Below are 21,028 nucleotides of genomic sequence, written 5' to 3'. Positions count from 1 at the left end.
TCCTCGCACGCCCGCCCCGGGGGAGGTGATGGCCTTTCCCCGCCGGTACCTGCGGCGATGCGAGGAGGCGGCGCGGAACGAGGCGCAGGCGGCGGGCCACCTCGGGACCCGGGCCCGGGCCTGCTGAGCGAGCCGGACGGACTCGCCGCGAAAGCGGTCACCGCGCAGGGTGTGACGGCGGGTGCGGTCCGGGAGGCCCTTGCCGCGGCGCTCCCGCCCGCGGCCGGAGGCGGCCCCGGAGGGGTGAACGGGGAGGCCGGGAGAGAAGGCCCGGGGAGGCCGGGAGGTGAACTTCCGGCCTCCCCGGTGAACGCACGACCAGCGGGACGTGGCGGACACGGTCCCGGGTGATCCATGAGCCCTGTTCGGTGTCGTACGTTCGCGCGCCGTTGGAACGCGGGTCACCACGGCTGCCGACGATCCCCGGTGGGTGGGGAACGCCCCGCCCCAAGGTGCCGCGTTCGCATCCGGGGAGAGACGCCCATGTCCCGCAGCAGCCAGCCCGCCCACCGCGCCCTCGACCGCCGCACCCTGCTCACCGCCGCCGGGGCCGCCGTGATCGCCACCGGGACGGGGGTGGCACTCGGCGGAGGCGGGGAGCCGGCCGACGCCGCCGCGCCCACCGCGGTCCCGCCGACGCCCTCCGCCTCCCCCTCGCCCACCGCCCCGGCCCTCCCCTCCCCGGCCGGGACCACGCTGGTGAGCACCGCCGCGCCGCGCGGCGCGGGCGGCTACCGGCGACTGGGCGAGGGGCGCGGCTGGGAGCGGGTCGTACGGGAGGACCTGGCCGCCGCGGGCAGGGCGCGCGAGGACCGGCGCACCACCCTGGCCTGCTTCGTCCAGCTCACCGACGCCCATGTCACGGACGTGCAGCACCCGTTGCGCTTCGAGTACATGCGTTCCGGGAAGCCCGGCGCCTGGCGCCCGCAGGAGGCGCTGTCGGTACACGGCCTGGTCTCGATGGTCGAGCGGATCAACTCGCTGCGCGGCGGCCCGGCCACCGGTGCGCCGCTCGGCCTCGCGGTCACCACCGGGGACAACACCGACAACAACTGCCGCGCCGAGACCGAGTGGTTCCTCACCGCGATGAGCGGCGGCCGCATCACCCCCAACACCGGCGACCCGCTGCGCTACGAGGGCGTGCAGAACTCCGGACTGCCCCTGTACTGGCACCCGGAGGGCGGGGCGGACGACACCGACCGGGGGCGGTACGGCTTCCCCCGCGTCGACGGCTTCCTCGACGCCGCGATCCGGCGGCTCACCAGCCCCGGCCTGGCCATCCCCTGGTACTCCACCGTCGGCAACCACGACGACCTCCACGGCGGCCACTTCGCGGGCGGCGCGCACTTCACCGGCCTGGCCACCGGGGAGCGGAAACTGTACGAGCTGCCCGAGGCCGAGGCCGCCGCGCTCCACAGATCGGTGCGCAGGGGCCTCGACACCCGGGGTGCCGCGCTCAGGGAACTGCTGCGCGCCCACTCCCGTAAGACGCGCACCGTCACCCCCGACCCCTCCCGCGCGCCCCTGACCACCCGGGAGTACGCCGCGGCGCACCTGGACCCGGCGTACACCGGCCCCGGCCCCGTCGGCCACGGCTACACCCGGGCCGCCCTGGAGGAGGGGCGGCTGTACTACTCCTTCCGCGTCGCCGACGGCGTGCTCGGCGTCAGCCTGGACACCACCAACCCGGACGGCGACTACCGGGGACACATCGGCGCCGCCCAACTGCGCTGGCTGGAGCGCGAGCTGACCCGCCACGGCGACGACCACGTGCTGGTCTTCAGCCACCACTACAGCGAATCCGTCACCGTCGGCGGCGCCGAGCTGACCGCGCTGCTGGGGCGGCACGCCCATGTGACCGCCTGGATCAACGGGCACAGCCACCGCAACCGGATCGTGCCGCGCGGCCACTACTGGGAGATCACCACCGCCTCGCACGTGGACCACCCGCAGCTCGCCCGCGTCATCGAGCTGGCGGACAACGGCGACGGCACCCTCTCCCTCTTCACCACCTGCGTCGAGTCCGCGGCGCCTTACGCCGCCGGCCCCGGCGACCTCTCCCCCGCCGGTCTGGCCTCGCTCTACCGCGAACTGGCCTTCAACGCCCCGGGCCGCAGCACCTCCCTGACCGGCAAGGCGGGCGACCGCAACACGGAACTGCTGCTGCGGCGCCGCTGAGGGTGCGGGAAGCGCGGCGGCCGGCGCGGAGGAGGGCCACTGTTCCGCGTCCGCCGAACCACCGTCCGGCCCGTCACGCGGCGGACCGGCCGGGGAAGGGCCCGCCCTCGCGCTGCCGCTCCTCCTCGGGCCCGGAGGCGGTTTCCGCAGAGTCCCGCAGCCGGTCGAGCCGGGTGATCACCGGCCCCGCCGTGACGCCGTGCAGCACCACCGAGGCCAGCACGGTGAACGTCACCACGGCCCACAGCTCCTCCGCCGGTACCGGGAAATCCGTCTGCCCCAGCCCGTAGGCGAGGTAGTACAGCGAGCCGATGCCCCGGATACCGAAGCCCGCGACCACCCAGCGCTCACGGCGCTCCATACTGCCGCCCAGCAGGCCCGCCCACCCCGCCAGCGGCCGGACCACCAGCAGCACCGCCAGCGCGGCGAGGCCGCCCCGCCAGGTCAGCGGGGCGAGGCCGCCCAGCGCGACGAAGGCGCCCAGCAGGAAGAGCAGCCCCACGGTGAACAGGCGCTCGACCTGCTCCACGAAGTCGTGCAGGACCCTGTGGTAGCCGTGGGCGCGCTCGGCCGCCCGGATCGCGCAGGCGGTGGTGAACACGGCGAGGAAGCCGTAGCCGCCGGCGAGCTCGGTCACCCCGTACGACAGGAAGGTGGCCCCCAGGGCGACGAAGCCCTCCCGGTGGTGGGACAGGCGCAGCGCCTTCGAGCGCGCGCGGAAGAACAGCCGGCCGAGCAGCCGGCCGACCAGCAGCCCGCCCAGCACGCCGACCACGCACTTGTACGCGAGGTCCTCCACCGCCCACGAGCCGACCCAGTCGGCCGACCATCCGGCGCCCGCGGCGGCGGCCAGCGCCACGGCCGCGTACGTCAGGGGGAAGGCGAGCCCGTCGTTCAGGCCTGCCTCGCTGGTGAGGGCGAACCGCACCTCGTCCTCGCCGTGCTCCTCTTCGGTGGGTTCGCCCACCTGCACCTCCGAGGCCAGCACCGGGTCGGTCGGCGCCAGGACGGCGGCCAGCAGCAGCGCGGCGGCCGGCGGCCAGTCCAGCAGCCACCACGCCATGCCGGCGGTGAGCACCACGGTCAGCGGCATCGTGACACCCAGCAGCCGCCAGGTCGCGGCCCAGCGGCGCAGGCCGACGGGCCGGTCGAGGGCCAGCCCGGCGCCCATCAGCGAGATGATCACGCAGATCTCGGTGGCGTGCTCCACCAGGAGCCGGTCGTCCACCGGGTCGACGGTGGGCAGCGGCAACGGCAACAGGTACACGCCGATGCCGCAGAGCAGGAAGATCAGGGGCAGCGACAGCGGCCGCCGCCCGGCCACCACGCGCGGCAGCACGGCAGCACCCAGCGCCGCCGCCCCCAGCCATGCGAACACGCCGTCACCGATCGTCACCGTGCCGTCCTTCCGCCGTGCCGCCCCATCGGAGTGCGCCGCAGCCCCGAATACCCCTGAAACCGCAGGTCATAACGGTGATTTGAGGTTCACAGGCGGTGACGCCCGGTGGTCCGCCCGAGGGCGCACTCCCACGCCGTGCACTCGCCGGGCAGCCGGTGCCGGGCAGCCGGAAGAGCCGCACCGGGGTGCCGTCGCCGAGACACGGGACCCGCGGCGACGGTAGGTACGGGCCGGTTCAGCGCCTCCGGCCCTCCGGCCCTCCGGCCTCGGGGTCGGGCTCCGGCGGCCTCCAGGGGCGGGCGCCGGCCAGGAAGGCGGAACGGCACGCGGTGGGCGGCAGCGGTCCGAGCACCCTGCCGCCGGGCAGCCGGACCCCGGTGGTCAGCAGCGCCGCCAGGGTCTGTGTCAGCGTCGTCCCGCAGCCGTGCCACGGATCGTCACCGTGCCGGGCGGCCTCGGCGTCGAACACGACGGCCGGCCACCGGTCGGGGTCGCCGGACGCCCCGGTGTCCCAGAGCAGCCTGACACCCTCCCGCGTCTCGCCCCAGGCGAGCAGCCCGCCGGGCTCGGGGTGGAACGGCGGCGGCTCCCGCCGCAGGGCCCGGCGGGAGGAGATGCGGCACTCCCGGTGGGTCTCCCACAGCCAGTCCCCGTAGTCGTAACCGCCCTCCCGCTCGCACGGCGTGTGCAGCCACAGTCGCCCGCCGACCTCCAGCGGCCCGAGGACGCAGGCCAGCGCCCTGTAGTCGGCGGGCAGCCTCAGCCCCAGTCGGCTCTCGACCGCGTCCCAGTCGACGGGGACGGGCTCGGGCGCGGCGGGCCGGCCGGAGTCCGTCGACGGCGGTGGGAGCTCAAGCCGTGCGATGAGCGAGGACAGGTCCATGGCGTGGCATGTTCGCATGTAACGCCGACAACCGCGCCGCCCGGGGGCGGACGGCCCGGGCGGGGAGGACAGCGTCTGCGATCGTTATGCGCCGGTCATTGACCTGCGCATACACCGCCTGGGTAGGGTCTGCGGGCTTTAAAGGTCGTGTCAGCGCAGGGCGGGCCGTGCCGTTCGCCGGCGCACGGCCTGTGACGGGAGGGCGGCGAAGTGGACTCGCAGCAGGCCGGAGGAACACACCGGAGCCCCCCGTACTCGCCGCCCCAGCCGCAGGCCCGGCACCCCGGCCAGTGGCCGCCGCCTGCTCCCGGCGCGTGGCCGGGCCCGCCGCCGGCCCCCGTTGGCAACCTCGGCATCTGGTCCGCCGGGCTGCTCGGCGCGGCGGCCGTCCTGCAGGCCGTGATCGGGGTGCTGCACCTGGCCGGCACGGGCGTCGTCGTACTGCCCATGGGCGTCTCGTCGCTGCTGGTGCTGGCGACGGTTCCGGTCTTCCTGGTGTGGCTGTACCGGGCCCGCACGAACGTCGAGCACCTGGACCCGCACCGGCAGACGGCCCGGCGGCGGCTCGGCAGGGGCTGGGCGATCGGCTCCTGGTTCGTGCCGATCGGCTTCCTGTGGCTGCCGCTCCAGGTGGTGATGGACACATGGCGGGGCACCCACGGGCCCGGCCGGGGACGCGGACCGGTCGCGGGCTGTGGGAGTTCATCCACCCCGAGCGGGACACCTACGACTTCGAGGCGGCCGACGCCATCGTCGAGTTCGCCGAGCTCAACCGGCAGGTCGTGCGCGGCCACACGCTCCTGTGGCACAGCCAGAACCCCGTCTGGCTGGAGCAGGGCGACTTCTCCGAGGAGGAGCTGCGCGAGATCCTGCGCGAGCACATCACCACCGTCGTCGGCCGCTACGCCGGAAAGGTCCAGCAGTGGGACGTGGCCAACGAGATCTTCGACGACCAGGGCGACCTGCGCGCCCAGGACAACATCTGGATCCGCGAGCTCGGGCCGGAGATCATCGCCGACGCCTTCCGCTGGGCCCACGAGGCCGGCCCGGAGGCGAAGCTGTTCCTCAGCGACTACAACGTGGAGAGCGACAACGCCAAGAGCGACGCCTACCACGAGCTCAGCCAGGAACTGCTCGCGCAGGGCGTGCCCGTGCACGGCTTCTCCGTGCAGGCACACCTGAGCATGCGCTACGGCTTCCCCGGCGACCTCCGGCAGAACCTGCAGCGGTTCGACGACCTCGGCCTGGAGACGGCCGTCACCGAGCTGGACGTCCGCATGAACCTGCCGGCCGACGGTGAGCCCACCGCCGAGCAGCAGAAGCAGCAGGCCGACTGGTACCAGCGGGTACTGGAGGCGTGCCTGGGGGGCGAGGAGTGCAACTCCTTCACCATCTGGGGCTTCACCGACAAGTACTCCTGGGTGCCGGTGTTCTTCGAGGGCGAGGGTTCGGCGACGGTCATGACCGAGGACTTCGAGCGCGAGCCCGCCTTCCACGCCCTGCGGTCCTCCCTGAAGGACGCCAAGTGGGAGCGGTGGAAGGAGGACCGGGGCCGGAAGCGCCGCTGAGCGCGTCCGCCAGCGGCGGGTGATCCAGGAGCCCGCGCCCCCACCGGGCCCGCCACCGCCCTTCCCCGGGCGGTGGCGGGCCCGGTCCGCTTCCGGCTCACATCCGCTCGCCCCGGCTGACCGCGTTGGCGGCGGCCACCGCCGCACGCAGCCGCAGCAGGCCGTCCCCGTACCCGGCGACCTCTGCGACCCGGACGGTCGGGTGGGCGCGCGGCGCACCGTACGACCGGGTGCTGGCGACGTGCTCGGTGCTACGCGTACCGGGGGCGTGGGCGGCGCAGACCGTGCCCGGGGGACGGATCGTCGTGCCCCTGCACCGGGACGTGTGGTCCGGCGGGCTGGTGTCCCTGACCGGCCGCGACGGCTCGGCCGCCACCGCAGCCGGGTACGGCCGGGGCGGCGACGGCCCGGCCGCGGTCACACGGCCGCAAGGCCACGCGGTCACGCGGTCACGCGGTCACCGGATCAGGCGGCCGCGCAGGCTCCGAGGTCCTGCCAGACGCCCCACTCGCCGGTGGTGCCGGGCTCCTCGCCCTGCGTCCACCACTTGGCGCGCCAGGTGTGCCCGTCGTGGGTGACGGTGTCGCCGCCGTTGTACACGCTCCCGGCACCCCAGACCGGCGAGGCGCAGGCGCCCGGCTCGCCGTCGCCCCCGCCGTCGCCCGTGCCGCCGATGTTGACGTCGATGCAGGCGTAGAAGGCGTTGGCGGTGTCCGCCACGTTCCACACGGCGAGCACCTTCTGGCGGCCGGTGAGGCCGTCGAAGTTCACCTGGTGGCTGACCTGCGAGGGCGGCTGCACGCCCTTGCCGTCGAACTCGGCGATCTTCCGGTCGCCGATGAAGTACTCCCAGGTGTCGGTGGCGTGGCGTGCCGTCAGACTCCAGGTGAAGGTGTGCGAGGAGCCGACCGGCGTGACCCGCCAGGCCTTGCTGTCGTCGTCGAGTTCGGCGAACTGCTCGTTGCCGCCGCTGCAGCTCTTGAGCCCCTTCGGCCCCTCGACGCTCTGCGGCTCGTACGAGATCTGGCCGCAGTCGACGACGCCCTCGGCGCACTGGTCCTGTCGGCTGCCGGGGTCGGTCACCCAGCCGTGGGCGTTGGCCGTGCCCGCCGGGAGGCTGACGGCGAGCAGGGGGGCGACCATCGCGCCGAGCGCAAGAGCCACTCGTTTCTTCGTGTTCATGGCATTCCACTCTCTTCGGTGTCGTCGAGGCCGCCGCCCGGAAGCCCGGCGCGACCGGGTGGGGTACGGCGCGTACACCGTTCCGGTCGTGCCGCCCCGCCGGGTGGCGCGGGTGCGTGGACGCACGGGATGCCGCGACAGGCATCGCCGTCCACGCACCGTGCCCTCACACGGACAACGCCGTGGGACGAGGACAGGGGCTGACTTAAGGTCTAGACCTGAGGTTCTCAGGTCTAGACCTTAGCGGCGGGCCGTCCTCGGTCAAGGGGTTGGACGAAGCGAACTTCCGGCCAACACAGCCGACTTCGGGCCCCACCACATTCCCCGCCTGCCCCACGGGCCCACCCGAGGTCCCGAGCCATCCGACCGGTAAACGCGGGCACCTCACACTCCGCGCACGCATCCCCGCGTGGCTCGTGCGTTCCCGTCCGAGCGAGCCGAAAGCGCGTCGGCGGTCACCGGTCTGCAAGCAGCGCACCCGCCACGATCACGCGGTACCGCCGTCGTGATGCGTCCGGGACCGGTCGGCCGACACGGTCCCGGACGGCATGCACGAACAACTCGTCCGCATCGCTGAACTGGCACGTTCCCACCGGATCATGGTGCAGGTGCTTCCGTTCGCCTCCGCAGCGCACGCGCTTTTGAACGGCATGGCGTCTCTGATGACCTTCCCCGACGCACCGCCCGTCGTCTACACGGAGAGCGCTGGAACTGGCCGGCTCATCGACGGACCGGCCATGGTAGAGCGATCTCAGAAGTCATACGATCTCGTCAGGGCCGCTTCGCTGCCCCCTACGGCATCCCTGGACCTGATCGAATCGTTGGCGGAGGAGTACACGACATCATGCGCACCGCACACGATCTGAACACCGCTGTCTGGCGCAAATCGTCCTACAGCGACGGCACCGGCGGAAGCTGCGTCGAGGTCGCCGACGGCTTCCCCGGCTTCATACCCGTCCGTGACAGCAAGACCCCCGAAGGGCCCGTGCTGGTCTTCCCGAACGCCGGCTGGTCCGCCTTCGTGACGGCGGCCAAGGGCGGCATGCTCTGACAGCCCGCGCCGGCACCGTGCGTCACCGCGCCTCCGGCGCGGTCGCGGCCGGTTCCGGACCGGAGGCGGCGAGGAAGGCCGCGCCCAGACCGCACTGGCAGCAGGCGTAGTACGCGCCGTCGCCGACGGAGTTGACCAGTTGGGCCGGTGCCGGCGGCCGGGCCGGAGCCGGTCGTGTGCGCAGGGTCGTGCCGTGACGCTACGGATCCTCCCGGCCCTTTCGGCAGGGTCAACCGGCGGCCGGGGCACTGGGCCGATCACCGGCCCGGAGCCGTGACCGGTGTCCGGCCGCGAGGTGCCGGGGCGGCAGGCCGCGAGTCAGCCGCGGTTGGGCTCCTGGCGACCGGCGACCTGACCGCTCTGGCGGGAGGACTTGTCGCCGACCATCACCAGCGCGGCGATGATCGCGAACAGGGCGAGGGGTGCCACGACGTACAGGCCGAGGGTCTCGACCACGCTCAGGCCGGTGCCCGGGTCGTCGCCGTCGTCGCGGTAGAGGGCGAGGGCGGAGGGGGAGGCGACCAGCAGCGTCAGCGCGGTGAGGGCGGTGACGAATCCGGCGCGCACGGCGGTGCCGGCGCTCCTGACGTTCTCGTTGACCTTGACCTTGTTGTCCACACGGCCAACGCTAGCGAACGTCTCCGGTCGTCACGCGTCCAGGGTGGTCTTCGGGTGTCGCGTGGCTCTCCTCGTGCTGCCCTCCATGCTGGCCGGGAGCCGGTATGCGGCGCTCGCGCGGTCCGTGCAGCTCCTCGTACACCGTCTCCAGCAGGTCGCGCATCCGGGGCGAGGTGACCAGTTCCTCCAGGGTGACGGGCCTGCCGTCGCCGTCGGCGACGGGCAGCCGCCAGTTGGGGTACTGGTCCCAGGTGCCCGGCACGTTCTGCGGGCGCCGGTCGCCGACACCGTCGGGCAGCCAGACGCCGACCATCTTCGCGGGAGTGCGGGCCAGGAAACGGTACAGGCCCCTGATCTCGCTCTCCTCCTCGCCCGGTCCTTCCGGCAGCAGGTCCAGACGGGTCAGGTGGGAGATCCACTCGGCGGTCTCCATGGCATCCCGGGCCTGCTCCTCGGCGAGCGGGCCGGACAGCAGGCCGAGGCCGTCGCGCAGCGCGACGTGGTCGCCGCTGAGGCGGGCGGCGGTGCTGGGCAGGTCGTGGGTGGTGGCGGTGGCCAGGCAGTCGGCGCGCCAGTCCTGCGGCTCCAGCGGCTGGGGGTTCTCGTGGTTGGGGGTGCGGATGTGGTCGTAGTCGCGCTCGAACCACAGCACGGAGGTGCCCAGCACACCGCGCCCGGCCAGCTCCCCGCGCACACCCGGCTCGACGGTGCCCAGGTCCTCCCCGACGACGACCGACCCGGCGCGGTACGCCTCCAGGGCGAGCACCCCGAGCATGGCCTCGGCGTCGTAGCGCACGTACGCGCCCTCCGTGGGCGGGCGGCCCTCGGGGATCCACCACAGCCGGAACAGGCCCATCACATGGTCGATGCGCAGGCCGCCGGTGTGCCGCAGCAGCCCGCGCAGCAGCGCGCGGTAGGGAGCGTAGCCCGAGGCGGCCAGCGCGCCCGGGTTCCAGGGCGGCAGGCCCCAGTCCTGGCCGCGGGTGCTGAAGGCGTCCGGCGGGGCTCCGATGGACATGCCGGTGGCGAGGAAGTCCTTGAGCGCCCAGGCCTCGGCTCCGGAGGGGTGGACGCCGAGTGCCATGTCGTGCACCAGGCCGATGGACATGCCCGCGTCGCGGGCGGTGCGCTGGGCGCGGGCGAGCTGGGAGTCGGTGAGCCAGGCCAGCCAGGTCTGGAAGTCCACCCGGTCCAGCAGCTCGCCGCGGGCGCGGGCGGTGGCGGCCGAGCGGGGGTCGTCCAGGCCGGCGGGCCAGGAGCGCCAGTCCGGCCCGTGCATCTCGGCGAGGGCGCACCAGACCGCGTGGTCCTCCAGGGCCTGGCCCTGCTCGGCGAGGAAGTCGCAGTACGCGACATGGCGGCCGGGGCCGAGGGGGACGGTGCGCACCAGTTGCAGGGCACGGCGCTTGAGCGACCACACCGCGTCGCGGTCGATCGTTCCGTCCTTGGCGAGGGTGGCCTCGCGCAGTTCGGCGGCCTGGGCCAGCAGCTCGTCCGCCTTCGCGCGGGCCCCGCCGCGCAGGTAGGCGTACTCGGGGATCTCCTCGACCCGCAGGTGGACCGGGTCGGCGAAGCGCCGCGAGGAGGGGCGGTACGGGGAGGGGTCCACCCTCTCGCCCTCGGTGGCGGGCACGGCCGAGTGCAGGGGGTTGAGCTGGATGAAGTCGGCTCCGGTCGCGCGCCCGGCCCAGGCTGCCAGGTCGGCCAGGTCGGCCAGGTCGCCCATGCCCCACGAGCGCGAGGACAGCAGCGAGTAGAGCTGGACGAGCAGGCCGAAGGAGCGGTCCCGGACGGCCGGGAAGCGGTCCGGGGCGACGATCAGGGCGGCGTGCGCGGTGCGGCCGTCGGGGGCCTCGGCGTGGAGGGTGTGGCAGCCCAGGGGGAGCCGCTCGCCCTCGGCGTCCGGGTCCGCTCCCCAGTCCAGGGTGCGGCCGTCCTCCGTCTCGACCCTCAGCGCGGTGCCGTCGGGGAGCGGGGGGACGCCGCCGCGTACGACGGGCGCGGAGGCGGCGGGAGGGGAGGCGTCACCGCGGGAGGCGGCGCGTACGACGACGGTGGGGGGCAGCAGCCGGGCCGCCTCCTCGTGCGCGTGACGCGCCAGGGCGTCGCGTACGGCGTCCGGGGTGGAGGCGTCGACGCCCAGTGCGGCGAGCACTTCGACGATCGTGTCGTCGGGCACCCGGATCGTACGGCCCGGGGCCGGGTCGTAGGAGGTGCAGACTCCGTGTGCCGCGGCCAGTCGCGCCAGTCGGCTCATGGGAACTCCCTCCGCTCTCCCCCTGGGCTCTCCGGGGCCTAGATCTCCGCGGAATCCGTTCCGTATCCCACCCCGGCCGGTTCGCTGGTCAGCGGGAGCTCGGCGGCCAGCGGCGGCTCACTGGTGAGCGGGGCGGCGTCGGCGAGTGGGGGTTCGCTGGTCAGCGGTGTCTCGGCGTAGTCCCAGGAGCAGGAGCCGTCCAGGCCGGAGTCGGGGTCGGAGACTCCGGACAGGTCGATCGGCTCCTGCCCCTGTTTGGGAAACAGGGGGAGGGGAGTGAGGAGTTCAGCGGACGCGGCCACGGGGGCCTCCGTTCGTTGCTGTCGGTCGGACATGGGGGCCCTACCCACTGAGGCGGAGCCCAGACACTTTCGGCGGGGCAAACGTGAGATGGCCCACAGTCTCACCACCGATGATTTCACGGTTCGATGCGCCTGCCAGCGTAGGGCATTCGAGCAAAGCGGGCATCTCGGCCAGGATTTACCGCCCCTCCGCAGGACGACCGCCCCGCGAGGGCCCCGGGCCCGCTCCGTCCGGCCTCGGCCGCACCGGTCGACAAACCGGGCACTTCGGCCCCTGTCGTTGACACCTTCACCACGGCGGTGATGGGCTCGTCACCTACCGGCGGGTCCGGTGCCCGGCCGGAGCGAGCGGCTCCCGGACGAGGCGGGGAGCCAGGTGGAGGAACGGGTCGGGGAACGGGTCGAGAGGGGCCTGAGGAAGACGTGAACCACGCGACGCATGGCCGCGCCGTGCGCCGGACCGGTGCGACGGCACTGGTCGCGGCCGTCCTCGGCGGACTGCTCGGCGGCGCGCCGGCCGCACACTCGGCGCCACCGCGGGACAGGGCCGCGGAGGAGCCCGCAGGAAAGGCCGCGGGCCCGTACGACCGCGTCCGCCTGGACGGCGCCCCCGGTGTGTGGCCACGCCCCCAGTCCCTGCGCACGCGCGGCCCGTCCCTGCCCGTCGGGGAGGAGGTGCTGCTGGTCGCCGACGAGGACGCCGACCCGTACGCCCTCGACACCGTCCGCGACGTCCTGCGCACGGCCGGGGCGCGCGAGGTGCGCACCGTGCGCCCCGGTGAGGAGACGCGCGCCCGGGGACTGGTGGTGCGCGCCGGCGCCAGGGCCGCCGAAGGGGCGCTGCGCGCCCTGGGCGCTTCCGAGCGCGGCGACCTGCCCGCGGGCGGCTACCGGCTGGCGGTCGGCCGGGCGGACGGCGTGGACGGGCCGGGCGGCACGGTGGCGCTGTCGGGCGCCGGCCCTGACGGGCTGTTCCACGCCGCGCAGACGCTGCGGCAACTGGTGACCGTCGGCGACGGCGGGGCACGGATCACCGGGACCGTCGTACGCGACTGGCCCGCCTCGCCGGTGCGCGGTACGACGGAGGGCTTCTACGGCGAGGCCTGGCCGCACCACGAGCGGCTGGCCCACGTGGACTTCATGGGCCGCACCAAGCAGAACCGCTATCTGTACGCCCCCGGCGACGACGCGTTCCGCCAGTCGCGCTGGCGCGAGCCCTACCCCGCCGAGCGGCGTGCGCAGTTCCGCGAGCTCGCCGAGCGCGCCCGGCGCAACCACGTGGTGCTCGGCTGGGCCGTCTCGCCGGGGCAGTCGATGTGCCTGGCCTCGGGGGAGGACCGCAGGGCCCTGCTGCGCAAGATCGACGCCATGGCCGCCCTGGGGGTACGGGCGTTCCAGCTCCGCTTCGAGGACGCCAGTTACACCGAGTGGCACTGCGACGCGGACGCCGAGCACTACGGCACGGGGCCGGAGGCCGCGGCCACCGCCCACGCGGAGCTGGCCAACGAGGTGGCGGCACATCTGGCGAAGCGGTACGGCTTCGGGCGCGACGCGGTGCCGCTGTCGGTGCTGCCCACGGAGTTCTACCAGGACGGCCCGACCGAGTACCGCGGCGCGCTCGCCGAGAAGCTGGACGCGGACGTGGAGGTGGCCTGGACGGGCGTCGGGGTCGTGCCCGCCACCATCACCGGCGGCGAACTGGCCAAGGCCCGCACCGTCTTCCGCCACCCGCTGGTCACCATGGACAACTACCCGGTCAACGACTACGCCGGCGACCGCGTCTTCCTCGGCCCCTACACCGGCCGGGAACCGGCCGTCGCCAACCGCTCGGCGGCTCTGCTGGCCAACGCGATGGAGCAGGCGACGGCCTCCCGCCTCCCGCTGTTCACGGTCGCCGACTACGCCTGGAACCCGCGCGGCTACCGGCCGCGGGAGTCCTGGAAGGCGGCCGTCGAGGACCTGGCGGCGACGGGCGGCGGGACGGAGGATCCCGGGGGGTCCGGGAAGCCCGGTGAATCCGGTGAGCCCGGGGAACGAGCCCGCGAGGCGCTGCACGCCCTCGCCGCCAACAACTCCTCCTCGGTGCTCGACGAGGAGGAGTCGGCCTACCTCGCCCCCCTGCTCGACGCCTTCTGGAAGACCCTCGCGGGCGAGGACGACGAGGAGTTCACCGCCGCGGCCGGCCGGCTGCGCGACGCCTTCGCCGTCCTGCGCGAGTCACCGGAGAACCTGGCCGGCGTCGCCGGGGGCGCCCTGAGCGAGGAGATGCGCCCCTGGGTGCGGCAGTTGGCGCGCTACGGGCGGGCCGGCCGGTACGCGCTGGACATGCTGGCCGCCCAGCGGAACGGGGACGGCGCCGGGGCGTGGAAGGCGCGGCTGGAGCTGCAGCGGCTGCGCGCGGACGCGCGTGAGAGCGGGGTGACGGTCGGCGAGGACGTGCTGCCCGCCTTCGTCGACAGGGCGCTGAAGGCCGCCGACGACTGGTCCGGTGCGAGCGGCGGGGAGGGCGGGGCCGAGCGCTCCGGCGGACGGGTGAGCGGCGGCCCGGCGCCGCTGCCGGGCTCCTCGCTGGAGCACGCCGCCGACGGCGACCCCGCCACGGCCTTCCGCGCCGCCGGGGAGCCCGGACCCGGCGGCGGTGGTGAAGGAGAGGGCGGCGGTGACAGCGGCGGCGGTGACGAGCTGGTGCTGCGGCTGCCCCGGGCACGCTCCCTGGCGGCCGTCACCGTCCAGTCCGAGCCGGGCGCGGGCACCCGTGCCGTTATCGAGGCGCATGTGCCGGGCGAGGGCTGGAGGCGGCTCGGCGCGCTCTCCGACCGGGGCTGGACGGAGGTGGACACCGGCGGTCTGCGGGCGGACGCCGTACGGCTGGCCTGGCAGGACGGTTCGAAGGCGCCGGTGATCCACGAGCTCACGCCCTGGTACTCGGACTCGCCCGGCGCCGGACTGGAGCTCTCCCGCGAGGAGGCCAACGCCGTCATCGGCGGCGAGCCCGCCTCCGTCGGGGCCCGGCTGACCGGCCACCGGCACACCGACGTGCGCGGCCGGCTGGCCGTGCGGGCGCCGGAGGGCTTCACGGTGCGGGCCCCGCGCCGGGTCACGCTCCGGCGCGGCGTGCCGTCGTCCCCGGAGATCGAGATCAGCGCCGGGAAGGACGTGCGGCCGGGCACGTACCGGATCCCGGTCACCCTCACCGCCGAGGGCGAGAGCCTGCGGCGGACGCTGACGGTGCGCGCCTACCCGCCCACCGGCGGGCCGGACCTGGCCCGGGGCGCGCGGACCGGCTCCTCGGCCGACGAGACCGGGGACTTCCCCTCCTCCGCGGCCACCGACGGCGATCCGGAGACCCGCTGGTCCTCCCCCGCGGAGGACGGCCAGTGGCTGCGGGTGGAGCTGGACCACCCGGCCCGGGTCGGCGAGGTGCGGCTGCACTGGCAGGAGGCGTACGCCTCCCGCTACCGCGTCCAGGTATCCGCCGACGGCAGGGCCTGGAGCACGGCCACGACCGTCCGCGACGGGCGGGGCGGCCGGGAGACGGTGCGGATGGACGCGCCCGCCGGCACCCGCTACGTGCGGATCGTGGCCGACGAGCGGGCGACCCGTTTCGGCGTCTCGCTGTGGTCGGTGGAGGCCTATGCCGTGCGGGAGCCGGAGCGGGAGAAGGAGCCCGAGCGGGAGAAGGAACAGGAGTAGGGGCGGCAGGGCGTGGCGGGCGCGCCGGGCACGGGGCCGTCACCGGCCCCGTACGGAAAGACCCGGGCCTCAGGCGGGTGTCGTCTTTCTGCCTTCGATCCGGGCGAGCGCGTCGTCCGCGCCGTAGGGCCGCAGATACGGCAGCCAGCGCGGGTCCCGGTGCCCCGTTCCGATGATCCGCCAGGCCAGGCCGCTGGGCGGGGCGGGTTGGTGGCGCAGCCGCCAGCCCAGTTCCGAGACGTGGCGGTCGGCCTTGACGTGGTTGCAGCGGCGGCAGGCCGCCACGACGTTCTCCCAGGAGTGCTGCCCGCCGCGGCTGCGCGGTACGACGTGGTCGACGCTGGTCGCGACGCCACCGCAGTACGCGCACCTGCCGCCGTCACGGGCGAACAGGGCGCGGCGGGTGAGCGGCACCGTGCCCCGGAAGGGCACGCGCACGAAGCGTTTGAGACGGACGACGCTGGGGGCGGGTATGGCCTGGGTCGCACTGTGCATGAGGGCGCCGGAGTCCTCCAGGCTGATCGCCTTGCCGTTGAGGACGAGTATGAGCGCGCGGCGGAGCGGTACGACGCCGAGCGGCTCGTACGACGCGTTGAGGACCAGGACATGCGGCACGGTGCCTCCTTGTACGTCGGCGGCGCGTGGCTCGCGCCGGGACGATCTCCCCCAGTGTGTCCCGTGCCCCGGTGGCGGCGCCACCACGATCGCGTAACGCGCTGAGCGTGTTTTCGACCACACGCTGTTCCTCCCCCTCCTGGTGCCGCCGCTACCCCGGGTGACGCGGCCTGTTCGACGGGGTGTCCCCCGTTAGTGTGTTGTGGGTGGATTCCATGGACGAGGCGCACAGGACCGCCACCGACACCGCCGGCTGGATAGAGGAGAACTGGGGGAACTGGCTCGCCATCGGTCTGCGCATCGCCCTGATCCTGGCGATCGCCGTCGTACTTCGCTCGGTGGTCAGACGGGCCATCACACGGCTGATCGCCCGGATGAACCGCAACGCCGAGGCCGAGGCCAGCGGCAACGCGCTGCGCGGTCTGCTGGTCAACGCCGAGCGGCGGCGCCAGCGCACGGAGGCCATCGGCTCGGTGCTGCGCAGCGTCACCACCTTCGTGATCATGGGGACGGCGCTGCTGATCGTGCTGTCCACCCTCGGCATCGACCTGGCCCCGCTGCTGGCCAGCGCCGGTGTGGCGGGCGTGGCGATCGGCTTCGGCGCCCGCAACCTGGTCACGGACGTGCTGACCGGGATGTTCGTGCTGCTGGAGGACCAGTACGGGGTCGGCGACCGCATCGACGCGGGTGAGGCCACCGGCACCGTCCTGGAGATCGGGCTGCGGGTGACCAAGCTGCGCGGTGACGACGGTGAGATCTGGTACGTGCGCAACGGTGAGATCAAGCGGGTCGGCAACCTCAGCCAGGGCTGGGCGACGGCCGCCCTGGACGTGGAGGTCCGCTCCGGGGAGGACCTGGAGGAGGTCCGCTCGGCGATCGCCGCGGCCGGCGAGGAGATGTCGACGTCCGCGCCGTGGGACGAGGTCCTGTGGGCGCCGGTGGAGGTGCTGGGCCTGAACTCGGTGACGCTGGACACCATGGTCATCCGCGTCTCCGCCAAGACGATGCCGGGCAAGGCGCTGCCGGTGGAGCGCGAGCTGCGCTGGCGGGTCAAGCGGGCACTGGACGCGCGGGGCATCCGGATGGTGGACGAGGAGTCGCTGGCGGCCCTGCGGAAGCTGGACGAGGAGCTGGGGGCTCCGGCGCACGCGCCGGGCTCCGGCCGGGTCCGGATGGAGAAGGGGCCGGCGAAGGAGGCGGTGGACCCGGTGAAGGACGCCCTGGCGAGGGATCCGGCCAGGGCCCTGGTGAAGGAGCCGAAGAACCTCGGGCAGGGCTCCGGCGGGCCGCGGCGGTAGGACGCGGGAGACACCCGGGAAGCGCTGCGGAGGCCCGCCTCCGGCACGTCCGTTGACGCCGGCCGGAGGCGGGCCCTAGTGTCCCGGTGAAACGACAGGAAACCTTCCTTACAGTTCTGGGCGGGAGAGAGGCCCATGACCGGGACCGCTCCGGGGACGCCCCGGGTGCTGCGCGCGATGAACGACCGCGCCGCCCTGGAACTGCTGCTCGCGCACGGCTCGCTCTCGCGCGGCCGCATCGGCGGGCTGACCGGGCTGTCGAAGCCGACCGCCTCCCAGCTACTGGCCCGTCTGGAGGCCGCGGGCCTGGTCCGGGTCACCGGCGCCAGCCGGGGCCGCCCGGGGCCGGACGCCCAGCTCTACTCGCTCGACCCGGCCGCGGCGCACGTGGCCGGGCTCGACGTCACAGCAACCCGGATCCGCGCCGCGGTCGCCGACATCACCGGCCGTACCGTCGGCTCCTTCGAGGTGCCGGCGCCGGGGCGCTCCGGGGCTCCCGAGGCGTCCGGGGTTCCGGGACGGCAGTCCGCCGGGCCGGTCGTACGGCGGGTCGTGGCCGCCGTGGACGGGGCCGCCGGGGCCGCCGGACTCACCCGGTCCGCGCTGCACCGCGTCGTCGTCGGCACCCCCGGGGCCTTCGACCCGCGCACCGGACGGCTGCGCTACGCCTCCCACCTGCCCGGCTGGCACTCCCCCGGCCTGCTGGACGAGCTGGCCGCCGCGCTGCCGGTACCGCTGGAGTACGACAACGACGTCAACCTCGCCGCCGTCGCCGAGCACCGCCTGGGCGCCGCCCGGGGCCATGACGACTTCGTCCTGCTCTGGAGCGAGCAGGGCCTCGGCGCCGCGCTGGTGCTGGGCGGGCGGCTGCACCGCGGCTGGACCGGCGGCGCGGGCGAGGTCGGGTTCCTGCCCGTCCCCGGCGCCCCGCTGGTCCGGCGGGTGGCCCGCGCCAACAGGGGCGGGTTCCAGGAACTGGCGGGCGCGCGGGCGCTGCTGCGGACGGCGGACGAGCTGGGTATCGAGCCCCCTTCCGGCCAGGACGGCGAGGCGGCGGCGAAGCTGCTCGCCCGCGCGGTGGAACGGGCCGGCCCGGAGGCCGGACAGGACGGCGGCGGCCCGTACGACGAGCTGCTGCGCCGCGCCGCCACCGGGCTCGCGACCGGGCTGGCCGCTCTGGTCGCCGTCCTGGACCCGGAGCTGGTCGTGCTGTCCGGCGGCGTACTCGCCGCGGGCGGCGAGGTGCTGCGCACGCTTGTGCGGCGGGAGCTGGACGAACTGGCGGCCCCCCGGCCGCGGCTGGTCCTCGGTGCCGTCACCGCACACCCCGTGCTCAGCGGCGCGCTGGAGAGCGCCCTGGCCGCCACCCGCGACGAGGTGTTCGACACCTCCCGTTGACACTCCCGGTCCCCGACCCCCGAACTCCGACACCCCGCACCCCGACGTCCCGCACCCGAGGCCCGAGGAGGCAGTCCCGTGAAACTCGCAGTGGTGGGCGGCGGGTCCACCTACACCCCCGAACTCGTCGACGGTTTCGCCCGGTTGCGAAACGCCCTCCCGGTCACCGAGCTGGTCCTGGCCGACCCCGCCGAGGACCGGCTGGAGCTGGTGGGCGGGCTCGCCCGCCGCATGCTCGCCCGCGCCGGCCACCCGGCCGCCGTCACCACCACCGGCGACCTGGACGCGGCCGTCGCGGACGCCGACGCCGTGCTGCTCCAGCTCCGCGTGGGCGGCCAGGCGGCCCGCGAGCGGGACGAGACATGGCCGCTGGAGTGCGGCTGCGTCGGGCAGGAGACCACGGGCGCGGGCGGGCTGGCCAAGGCGCTGCGCACCGTCCCCGTCGTCCTGGACATCGCCGAGCGGGTGCGCCGCGCCAATCCCGGTGCGTGGATCATCGACTTCACCAACCCGGTCGGCATCGTCACCCGCGCGCTGCTGAACGAGGGCCACCGGGCGGTGGGTCTGTGCAACGTGGCGATCGGGCTCCAGCGGAAGTTCGCCGCGCTGCTGGAGGTGGAGCCCGGGGAGCTCCACCTCGACCACGTCGGGCTCAACCACCTCACCTGGGAGCTCGGGGTGCGTCCGGGCGGACCGGAGGGGCGGGACGCACTGCCCGGGCTGCTGGCCCGGCACGGTGCGGCGATCGCCGCCGACCTGCGGCTGCCCGAGCCCCTCCTGCACCGGCTGGGCGCCGTGCCCTCCTACTACCTGCGCTACTTCTACGCGCACGACGAGGTCGTGGCCGAGATGCGCGACCGGCCCCCGCGGGCCGCGGAGGTCGCCGCGATGGAGCGCGGGCTGCTGGAGATGTACGCCGATCCGGCGCTGGACACCAAGCCGGAGCTGCTGGCCAGGCGCGGCGGCGCCTACTATTCCGAGGCCGCCGTCGCCCTGGCCGCGGCCCTGCTGGGCGGCGGTACGGGCGGGGCGGGCGAAGGCGCGCAGGTGGTGAACGTCCGCAACGACGGCACCCTGCCCTTCCTCCCCGACGACGCGGTGGTCGAGGTCCCGGCCGCGGTCTCCCCGGCGGGCGCGAAGCCGCTGCCCGTACCGCCGCTGGACCCGATCTGCACCGGCCTGATCTCGGCCGTGACGGCGTACGAGCACCTGGCGCTGGACGCCGCCCTGCGCGGCGGCCGGGACCGGGTGTTCGCCGCGCTGCTGGCCCACCCCCTGGTCGGCCGGTACGCACTCGCCGAGAAGCTGACGGACCGTCTGCTCGCGCACAACCGGGAGTACCTGGCATGGGCCTGACCCCCGCCGCCGCGCTGGCCGTCGACGCGGGCAACACCAAGACCGATGTGGCGCTGGTCTCGGCGGACGGGACGGTGCTGGGCTCGGCGCGCGGCGGCGGCTTCCGGCCGCCGGCGGTCGGGGCGGGGAGAGCCGTCGAGTCACTGGCCCGGACGGTGGCCCGGGCGGCGCGGGACGCCGGGCTGGAGGCGCGGCCGGGCGCTCTCCCGGCCGAGCATGTGTCGGCCTGTCTGGCCAACGCGGACCTGCCGCACGAGGAGCGGGAGTTGGCGGAGCGGATCGGCGCCCTCGGCTGGGGCCGCACCATCCGCGTGGCCAACGACACGTTCGCGATCCTGCGGGCGGGCCTGCCCGACGACGGCTCCCCCCGGCACGGGGTCGCCGTCGTGTGCGGTGCGGGGATCAACTGCGCCGGCACCGCCGCCGACGGCCGTGTCCACCGCTTCCCCGCCGTCGGCCGCCTGTCCGGGGACTGGGGCGGCGGCGGAGGACTGGCGGAGGAGGCCCTGTGGCACGCGGCCCGCGCCGAGGACGGCCGGGGCGAGGACACCGAGCTGGCCCGGGCGCTGCCCGCGCACTTCGGGCTGCCCGGCATGTACGCGCTGATCGAGGCGTTCCACCTGGGCGGTCTGCCGGACGGGCGCAGGCACGAGCTGGTACCCGTCCTCTTCGAGGTGGCCGCCGGGGGCGACGCCGCGGCCCGCTCCCTGCTGCACCGGCAGGCCGAGGAGATCGCGGTGATGGCCTCGGTGGCGCTGGAGCGGCTGGACCTGCTGGGGGCCCCGGCGCCGGTGGTGCTGGGCGGCGGCGTCGCGGCCGCCCGCCATCCGCTGCTGCACGACCGCCTGCTCGCCCTGCTGGCCGAACGCGCCCCGCTGGCCGCTGTCCGTGTGGTCACCGCTCCCCCTGTCCTCGGCGCCGGACTGCTGGCCCTGGACCGGCTGGAGGCCGGGCCCGCCCCCTGCGCCCGGCTGCGCGCCCACTACGCCGACCGCACGGAGCGCGCCTGAGGCATCGCCGTCCGAGCAGGATCCCGCCGGAACGGTGCCGTCACGGCCCTCGGCCGCCGTTCGGCTGACCGGGTTCCTCGGCCTCCCGTCGCGCGGGGCGCGGGCCCGGTTGACCGGCGGCCGAAGGGGTCCCGGGCATCGGCACCCCCGCCGTGCCGCCCCTCCCCCGCCGCGGCGGGGGAGGGGCGGCACGGCGGGGGAGGGGACGGGAGCGGGGACG

The 21,028-nt window shown here is 74.9% G+C and carries 17 protein-coding genes and 1 pseudogene; 11 read left to right on the top strand and 7 right to left on the bottom strand.

Features of this window, described 5'->3' with window-relative positions:
- Positions 1-483 precede the first annotated feature (483 nt).
- Positions 484-2,178: a TIGR03767 family metallophosphoesterase gene (locus ACGRHY_RS18375; RefSeq protein WP_394636408.1), complete on the top strand. Its 1,695-nt coding sequence runs from the start codon at positions 484-486 to the stop codon at positions 2,176-2,178.
- A 73-nt stretch (positions 2,179-2,251) separates the two neighbouring features.
- On the opposite strand, the gene ACGRHY_RS18370 is transcribed toward ACGRHY_RS18375, so the two are convergent.
- Together ACGRHY_RS18370 and ACGRHY_RS18365 are read right to left on the bottom strand one after the other, a co-directional pair.
- A complete protein-coding gene (locus tag ACGRHY_RS18370) occupies positions 2,252-3,574 on the bottom strand; it encodes a cation:proton antiporter (protein ID WP_394636407.1) in 1,323 nt (440 codons plus the stop codon).
- Between the two features lie 238 nt (positions 3,575-3,812).
- Positions 3,813-4,460: an SMI1/KNR4 family protein gene (locus ACGRHY_RS18365; protein ID WP_394636406.1), complete on the bottom strand. Its 648-nt coding sequence runs from the start codon at positions 4,458-4,460 to the stop codon at positions 3,813-3,815.
- Positions 4,461-4,907: 447 nt separating this feature from the next.
- On the opposite strand from ACGRHY_RS18365, the pseudogene ACGRHY_RS18360 reads away from it, so the two are divergent.
- The 3 genes and pseudogenes from ACGRHY_RS18360 to ACGRHY_RS18350 all read left to right on the top strand — a co-directional run.
- Positions 4,908-5,066, top strand: a pseudogene (locus ACGRHY_RS18360) (DUF4328 domain-containing protein); the annotation flags it as partial.
- A gap of 38 nt (positions 5,067-5,104) precedes the next feature.
- Positions 5,105-6,028 carry an endo-1,4-beta-xylanase gene (locus tag ACGRHY_RS18355; protein ID WP_394636405.1) on the top strand — a complete coding sequence of 308 codons (924 nt, stop codon included), beginning with the start codon at positions 5,105-5,107 and terminating at the stop codon, positions 6,026-6,028.
- A 230-nt stretch (positions 6,029-6,258) separates the two neighbouring features.
- Positions 6,259-6,606: a hypothetical protein gene (locus tag ACGRHY_RS18350; protein ID WP_394638109.1), complete on the top strand. Its 348-nt coding sequence runs from the start codon at positions 6,259-6,261 to the stop codon at positions 6,604-6,606.
- Here the strand turns inward: ACGRHY_RS18350 and ACGRHY_RS18345 are convergent.
- Positions 6,494-7,210: a lytic polysaccharide monooxygenase gene (locus ACGRHY_RS18345; protein ID WP_394636404.1), complete on the bottom strand. Its 717-nt coding sequence runs from the start codon at positions 7,208-7,210 to the stop codon at positions 6,494-6,496. The two genes, ACGRHY_RS18350 and ACGRHY_RS18345, sit on opposite strands and share 113 nt — an antisense overlap.
- Before the next feature lie 548 nt (positions 7,211-7,758).
- Between ACGRHY_RS18345 and ACGRHY_RS18340 the strand changes: the two genes are divergently transcribed.
- Together ACGRHY_RS18340 and ACGRHY_RS18335 are read left to right on the top strand one after the other, a co-directional pair.
- On the top strand, positions 7,759-8,076 hold the full coding sequence (locus ACGRHY_RS18340) for a Scr1 family TA system antitoxin-like transcriptional regulator (protein ID WP_394636403.1): 318 nt from the start codon (positions 7,759-7,761) through the stop codon (positions 8,074-8,076).
- Complete coding sequence (locus tag ACGRHY_RS18335) at positions 8,055-8,261, top strand: DUF397 domain-containing protein (RefSeq protein WP_394636402.1); 207 nt, start codon at positions 8,055-8,057, stop codon at positions 8,259-8,261. The genes ACGRHY_RS18340 and ACGRHY_RS18335 overlap by 22 nt, the downstream gene beginning before the upstream one ends.
- Before the next feature lie 318 nt (positions 8,262-8,579).
- On the opposite strand, the gene ACGRHY_RS18330 is transcribed toward ACGRHY_RS18335, so the two are convergent.
- The 3 genes from ACGRHY_RS18330 to ACGRHY_RS18320 are packed head-to-tail and all read right to left on the bottom strand — an operon-like array spanning position 8,580 to position 11,438.
- Positions 8,580-8,879: a hypothetical protein gene (locus ACGRHY_RS18330; RefSeq protein WP_394636401.1), complete on the bottom strand. Its 300-nt coding sequence runs from the start codon at positions 8,877-8,879 to the stop codon at positions 8,580-8,582.
- Positions 8,880-8,889: 10 nt separating this feature from the next.
- Positions 8,890-11,136, bottom strand: a complete 2,247-nt coding sequence (gene malQ, locus ACGRHY_RS18325; protein WP_394636400.1) for a 4-alpha-glucanotransferase — start codon at positions 11,134-11,136, stop codon at positions 8,890-8,892.
- Between the two features lie 38 nt (positions 11,137-11,174).
- The gene (locus ACGRHY_RS18320; RefSeq protein ID WP_093849159.1) at positions 11,175-11,438 is read right to left on the bottom strand and encodes a hypothetical protein; all 264 of its coding nucleotides are present in this window, start codon (positions 11,436-11,438) and stop codon (positions 11,175-11,177) included.
- A 303-nt stretch (positions 11,439-11,741) separates the two neighbouring features.
- On the opposite strand from ACGRHY_RS18320, the gene ACGRHY_RS18315 reads away from it, so the two are divergent.
- Positions 11,742-15,131 (top strand): beta-N-acetylglucosaminidase domain-containing protein, encoded by a 3,390-nt coding sequence (locus tag ACGRHY_RS18315; protein WP_394636399.1) that lies wholly within the window; start codon positions 11,742-11,744, stop codon positions 15,129-15,131.
- Positions 15,132-15,200: 69 nt separating this feature from the next.
- On the opposite strand, the gene ACGRHY_RS18310 is transcribed toward ACGRHY_RS18315, so the two are convergent.
- Positions 15,201-15,746: an HNH endonuclease gene (locus ACGRHY_RS18310; protein WP_394636398.1), complete on the bottom strand. Its 546-nt coding sequence runs from the start codon at positions 15,744-15,746 to the stop codon at positions 15,201-15,203.
- A gap of 215 nt (positions 15,747-15,961) precedes the next feature.
- Here ACGRHY_RS18310 and ACGRHY_RS18305 point away from each other — a divergent pair, with 215 nt between their 5' ends.
- The 4 genes from ACGRHY_RS18305 (at position 15,962) to ACGRHY_RS18290 (ending at position 20,808) form a co-directional block, all read left to right on the top strand.
- Entirely contained in the window at positions 15,962-17,044 is a 1,083-nt protein-coding gene (locus ACGRHY_RS18305) for a mechanosensitive ion channel family protein (protein WP_394638108.1), read from the top strand.
- A 135-nt stretch (positions 17,045-17,179) separates the two neighbouring features.
- A complete protein-coding gene (locus ACGRHY_RS18300; RefSeq protein WP_394636397.1) occupies positions 17,180-18,442 on the top strand; it encodes an ROK family transcriptional regulator in 1,263 nt (420 codons plus the stop codon).
- Between the two features lie 78 nt (positions 18,443-18,520).
- Positions 18,521-19,798 carry a family 4 glycosyl hydrolase gene (locus ACGRHY_RS18295; protein WP_394636396.1) on the top strand — a complete coding sequence of 426 codons (1,278 nt, stop codon included), beginning with the start codon at positions 18,521-18,523 and terminating at the stop codon, positions 19,796-19,798.
- On the top strand, positions 19,789-20,808 hold the full coding sequence (locus ACGRHY_RS18290; protein WP_394636395.1) for an N-acetylglucosamine kinase: 1,020 nt from the start codon (positions 19,789-19,791) through the stop codon (positions 20,806-20,808). The genes ACGRHY_RS18295 and ACGRHY_RS18290 overlap by 10 nt, the downstream gene beginning before the upstream one ends.
- Positions 20,809-21,028: the final 220 nt, after the last annotated feature.

The sequence above is a fragment of the Streptomyces shinuiensis genome (assembly GCF_043660855.1).
Taxonomy (GTDB): domain Bacteria; phylum Actinomycetota; class Actinomycetes; order Streptomycetales; family Streptomycetaceae; genus Streptomyces.
The sequence above is the reverse complement of the archived record's forward strand: the minus strand, read 5'-3'. Positions and strand labels throughout refer to the sequence as shown.